This is a genomic window from Arthrobacter sp. Y3223164, from assembly GCF_059091005.1.
Genome location: NZ_JBNHGF010000209.1, coordinates 1 through 4,975, shown reverse-complemented (window position 1 = coordinate 4,975; position 4,975 = coordinate 1). Strand labels below are relative to the sequence as shown.

Annotated in this window: 5 protein-coding genes; 2 read left to right on the top strand and 3 right to left on the bottom strand. The window is 67.7% G+C overall.

The genetic code is table 11. The features are described 5' to 3' along the window. The first annotated feature begins 275 nt into the window (after positions 1-275). Positions 276-1,172, top strand: a complete 897-nt coding sequence (gene purU, locus AC5RUJ_RS10940) for a formyltetrahydrofolate deformylase (protein WP_494127839.1) — start codon at positions 276-278, stop codon at positions 1,170-1,172. On the opposite strand, the gene AC5RUJ_RS10935 is transcribed toward purU, so the two are convergent. The 3 genes from AC5RUJ_RS10935 to AC5RUJ_RS10925 all read right to left on the bottom strand — a co-directional run bounded on the left by AC5RUJ_RS10935 (position 1,169) and on the right by AC5RUJ_RS10925 (position 4,349). Continuing rightward, positions 1,169-2,425: an aminomethyl transferase family protein gene (locus tag AC5RUJ_RS10935; protein ID WP_494127838.1), complete on the bottom strand. Its 1,257-nt coding sequence runs from the start codon at positions 2,423-2,425 to the stop codon at positions 1,169-1,171. The genes purU and AC5RUJ_RS10935 overlap by 4 nt on opposite strands. Next, complete coding sequence (locus AC5RUJ_RS10930; protein ID WP_494127837.1) at positions 2,422-2,598, bottom strand: hypothetical protein; 177 nt, start codon at positions 2,596-2,598, stop codon at positions 2,422-2,424. Before AC5RUJ_RS10930 ends, AC5RUJ_RS10935 begins: the two co-directional genes overlap by 4 nt. Positions 2,599-2,678: 80 nt before the next feature. Then, positions 2,679-4,349 (bottom strand): CocE/NonD family hydrolase, encoded by a 1,671-nt coding sequence (locus tag AC5RUJ_RS10925; protein WP_494127836.1) that lies wholly within the window; start codon positions 4,347-4,349, stop codon positions 2,679-2,681. 234 nt (positions 4,350-4,583) lie between these two features. Here AC5RUJ_RS10925 and AC5RUJ_RS10920 point away from each other — a divergent pair, with 234 nt between their 5' ends. Continuing rightward, positions 4,584-4,952: an ATP-binding cassette domain-containing protein gene (locus tag AC5RUJ_RS10920; protein WP_494155859.1), complete on the top strand. Its 369-nt coding sequence runs from the start codon at positions 4,584-4,586 to the stop codon at positions 4,950-4,952. The last annotated feature ends 23 nt before the right edge of the window (positions 4,953-4,975 follow it).

Below are 4,975 nucleotides of genomic sequence, written 5' to 3'. Positions count from 1 at the left end.
GCGGCGGCGATGGCGCCGCCGGCCCGCCAGACGAAGTCGCCCGCGTGCGCGCTGACCACCAGCAGGGCCGGCTCGGTGTCGCTCAAGGGTCCTCCCGGGGTGGTTGTCCTAGGGGAAGTCAACCACCGGGAACCAGAATCGTCAACAATTCTGGTTTCACTTTCCGTGCGTGCCAAAGGAGTGGCAACATCGGTCCCTTCCCACCAGGAGCCTCCGGGCCGCGGGCCTGCTAAATTATTCGCAACAAACTGCGAGCCCTCGGAAGGCAGGGCGCCATGACTACCTACCCGCAGAAGCCCCCGGCAGGAGCGCCGTCGACAGAAGACCAGGGGCGGTTGATCGTCCAGGGCACCGACCGGCCGGGCATCGTCGCCAGCGTTTCCACCCTGCTGACCGAGGCCGGCGCCAACATCGTCTCGCTGGATCAGCACTCGACCAATCCCGAAGGCGGCCGGTTTTTCCAACGGACGGTTTTCCATCTGCCCCACCTGACGGCCCGGGTGGAGCAGTTGGCGCACAGCCTGGAGCAGCAACTGTCCGGCGACCCGGACCTGTCGTGGCGGCTGGTGGAAGTCAGCCGGCAGAAGCGCGTGGCGATCTTCGTGTCCAAGTCGGACCACTGCGTGCTGGACTTGCTCTGGCGGCAGCGGCGGGGCGAGCTGCCGGTGAGCATCGCCATGGTCGTCTCCAACCATCCCGATCTCAGCTCCGATGTGCGCCAGTTCGGGATCCCCTACTTCCATGTGCCGGTGGACAAGGAGGATAAAGCCGCGGCCGAGAGGCGCCACCTGGAGTTGCTTCAGGGCAACGTGGACCTGGTGGTCCTGGCCCGGTACATGCAAATCATCTCGCCCGGCTTCCTGGAGGAGGTGGGCGTCCCGGTCATCAACATCCACCACTCGTTCCTCCCCGCCTTTATCGGCGCGGCACCGTACCGCAAGGCCAAGGAACGCGGCGTCAAACTCATCGGGGCCACGGCCCACTACGTCACGGAAGACCTGGACGAGGGGCCGATCATCGACCAGGACGTCATCAGGGTCTCGCACAGCGACTCCGCGGAGGACCTCGCCCGGCTGGGCGCCGACGTGGAACGCAGCGTCCTGTCCCGCGCGGTGATGGCCCACTGCGAGGACCGGGTGCTGCGCGACGGCAACAGCACCATCGTGTTTTAGAGGTTGCCGCGCGTCCGGGCCACGTTGCTGCCGCCGCCGAGTCCGTTGATCATCGACGGCGCGGCGCGCGCGGGGTCAGGATCGGTAGGTCTTCCGCGCGAAGTCGGCGTACGGCACCGGGGCGACCGTCGCCCGGATTTCCACCTGGCGGTGCGGCTCGACCTGGGGCTTGCGGGTATTGGGCTCCTCGCCCCAGAGCACGGTGACTTCCGTGCAGGTGCGCTGTGCCGCTTCTCCACGGTGGCCAGCGAGAGGAAGGCCTGCTCGTTGGCCGCATAGCCGCAGTCGAAGGACAGGCCGGCGGGTTCCCCGCCTGCCAGCACCTGGTCCACCTGGTAGAACGCGTAGCGGGCCTTGGGCATATCGAAGTACTTGGCCGGCAGCCCGTCCTCGCCGAGCGACTTGAACACGCCGGCCACGTCGTCGCTGTTCCAGACCAGCGTGACCTTTTCGCGGGCCGGGTTTTCCCGCATCCGCTCCAGGGCGCTGCGGCCCAGGAAGTCATGGTCGAAGGAGACCACGCGGCCGTAGTTCAGGTCCCAGGGCGTCAGGTAGTAATCCTCGATGTTTAAGGAGGCGAAGCTTCCGCCGAGGGACCCGGCGGACGCCAGCGGCAGCCACTTCCGGTAGTCGGCGAGCCGGTCTCCGCTGAAAATGGCGGGCACCGGCGTCGGCACCCACCCGGAGCCGAGCGGGGAGGTGGAGTAGGCCTTGGCGCCCACTTGGCGCAGATCAAGCTCTTCGCCCGCCTCGAGGATGGCCTGGCGGACGCGCTCGCCCTCCTGCCATGGGCCGAAGATCTCGAACCCGGCCTGGCCGGCGATGCCGTGCCGGATCGCCCGGACCCGGCAGCCGGCGATCGTGAAGTCGGTCATGTGGAAGAACTTCACGTCGGGAACCGGCCCACCGGTGAGCTTCTCCACCAGCGGAAGCGCCTGCGGCCCCTGCAGTTCATACCGGTAGATCTTCGGGTTGCCCTTCCGGACCAGGGAGTTGCCATCGCGCTCGGCTGCGGCGTCGTAACCGCCCTTCCCCAGGTGGAACTCCACCCAGTCCACGACCATGTGATGGCCCACCAGGTTGAAGCTGCCCTCGGCCAGGCAGGCCAGGATGGCGTCACCGATCAGGTGGCCGTCCTCGTTGACCGCGACGAACTGCTTCGCGGTGTTCGGCCGGAAGTTGGCGAACTTGTTCACGCCCAGGTCGCTGAGCAGCTTCAGGGCGTCGGGTCCGTTAAGGTACAGGTCGGTCATGTGGTGGGACTGGTCCAGCAGGGCGACGGACTGGTCCCAGGCCGCTGCTCCGACCGCCAGTTGGTGAACTCCGGCTGGATCGGAAAGACGATGGGCAGCGCGGGCAGATTCCGCAGCAGCTCCACCGGATTGCCGGTGCGTTGGATGGCATCTTCGAGGTTTTCGGCAGGCATGTCATGTTCCCTTCGGTGATCTGGTTCCACGGCCGGGCCGGCTGGCCGCCGTGCGCGGCCCGGGCTGCGGCGTGTTGCGTTTAGCCCGGGGTTTCGGCGAACACTGGGAGCACCAGGTGCGAGGCGGATTGCCCGCCGGTGTGAATGCGGTGCTCCCCGCGGTTGACCGAGTCCTCGTGCCGGGCGTAGAGGTCGGGCTTGGGGTAGCGCATGACGTCGGACCCCTGCACCACCAGGACCAGGGTGTCCCCGGCCTCGAAGCGGGTACCGGAGGGCAGGATCTCGATCTCCAGCCGGACCGGGCCGTCCTGGGGCAGCGGCAGGGCCCGCCGGTGGGCCAGCACCGGGAGGTAGCCGGTGGAGCGGACCGGATCGAGTTCACGGTGGGAGGCGCGCTGCCAGCCCACCGCGACGGGGCCGTCGTCGAAAATGGCGTAGTAGGGGAAGCCGACCACCGTGCCGTCCCGGTCCTTCTTGAACAGTGCCACGAAGACGTCCAAATCCTCGGCGTCCGGGGCCGACAGGAAGAGCACGGCCTTGGCGTGGCCCACGAGCATGGTCTCCTCGCGGAAGGCGAGGCTGAATTCCGCCCGGTGCGGCCGCAGCCCGCTGCCCAGCGAGTCGTAGGCGGCGGCCCCTTCTGCGGCGGGCGGCTCGTCCGCGAGCGAGCCGGCTGCGGCATCGAGATAAAGGGTGCGGTACCGGGTCTGCGGCGCCGGCCAATCGGCGGCAGCGTAGGTGCTCCCCTCGTAGAAGCGGTCCCGCACCTCCAGCCGCACCCGCGGCCAGTCCGCCAGTCCGCTGTCCCGCCCGTGGAGGAAGTAGTCGAAGAAGATCCGCTGCTGCTCCACCATGCCGGGGCGGTAGTACTCGGCCCACTTCTTCCGGCCGTGCACGTACAGCCATTTCTCCTCGGAGGCGATCCGCCGGAAGCCCTCCAGGGTTCCCCGCGTGTGCAGCCCCTGGTCCGACCAGCTGGCGACGACGAACGCCGGGACGGTGACCTTCTCCAATTCGGCGCTCTTGGACTCCCAAAAGGCGTCGTAGAACGGATGCGCGGCCGTTTCGGCTTCCAGGTCTTCGATGGGGCCGGTGGCGTAGCCCCAGCGTTCCCAGATGTAGGGCCAGAACCACGTTTCCGGGATGCCGCCGTGCCGCGCGACTTCCCGATAGGTGTCGGTCCAGCCTTCCCAGGGGTTGATTGCGGCCAGGTGCGGCGGGTCCAGCTCGGCCACGCGCCACTGGGAGACGGTCAGGTAGGAGACGCCGGACAGTCCGACCTTGCCGCTGCTCCATTCCTGCCCGCCGGCCCACTCGATCAGGTCGTAGAAGTCTCTGGCTTCCTCCGGAGAGCAGTAGGTTGCCGCGCCCTCCGAGTACCAGGTGCCCGGGATGTCGGCCACGACGACCGCGTAGCCGTGCGGCACCCAGTAGGCGGGGTCCGGCGCCTCGAAGGTCGTCAGCCCGCTGGTGTAACCGGCCAGCACCCCGCTGGTGGGGCGGACCACGCCCAGCTGCTCGGTGATGTGCTTACCGTACGGCGACCAGCTGACCAGCGGAGCGGCGGGCACCGCGCCGTCGGGCCGGTAGACATCCACGCGGATCACCGCGCCGGACGACGCGGCCACGGCGACGTCCCGCTCGATGACCATGCCGGGCAGATGTTCGGTCCGCGGCTGCGGCGGACGGCCGCCGCGCTCCTCGGGAGCATGGCGGTGTCCCCTGAAGAGATACGGGATGGAGCCAGACATCGTGTCCGCCTTTCCGCGGTGCAGCCGTGCAGCCGTCGAACGCCTGTTGTTTCCCCTGCCTGACGACGGCGGCCATAACGTTCCCATCACCGCCTTGACATGAGATAGATCACATCGTTAGCTTCAATGTCAACATTCTTGTTAGCACCAGCCGGCCCACGGCGCCGGAATGAGCAGTCTCCCGCCTCCAGGAAGCGTTGAATCCATGTGGCGTATGGCAGAGAGTGTGCGGCCATGACGGCCCGGCTGACCGTCGAGGATGTTTCTCTGCACTTTGGCGGCATCACGGTGCTGGATTCTGTTTCCTTCGAGGTGGAACCGTCGACGGTCTTCGGGCTCATTGGCCCCAACGGCGCCGGCAAGACGTCCCTGTTCAACTGCGTCAGCGGACACTACAAGCCGTCGTCGGGGTTCATCGGCATCGACGGCGCGGACGTCCTCTCCCGTGCGCCGTCTGCCCTGGCGCGGATGGGGCTGGCCCGCACGTTCCAGCATCCCGCGCTGCAGTTGGACCAAACGGTGCTGGACAACGTGCTCCTCGGCGGCCATTCACGGCTGTCCGGCGGTGCGCTGTCCTGGGCGCTCCGGCTCCCGCACGCCTAGATCGTAAGATCACACGTCTTAAC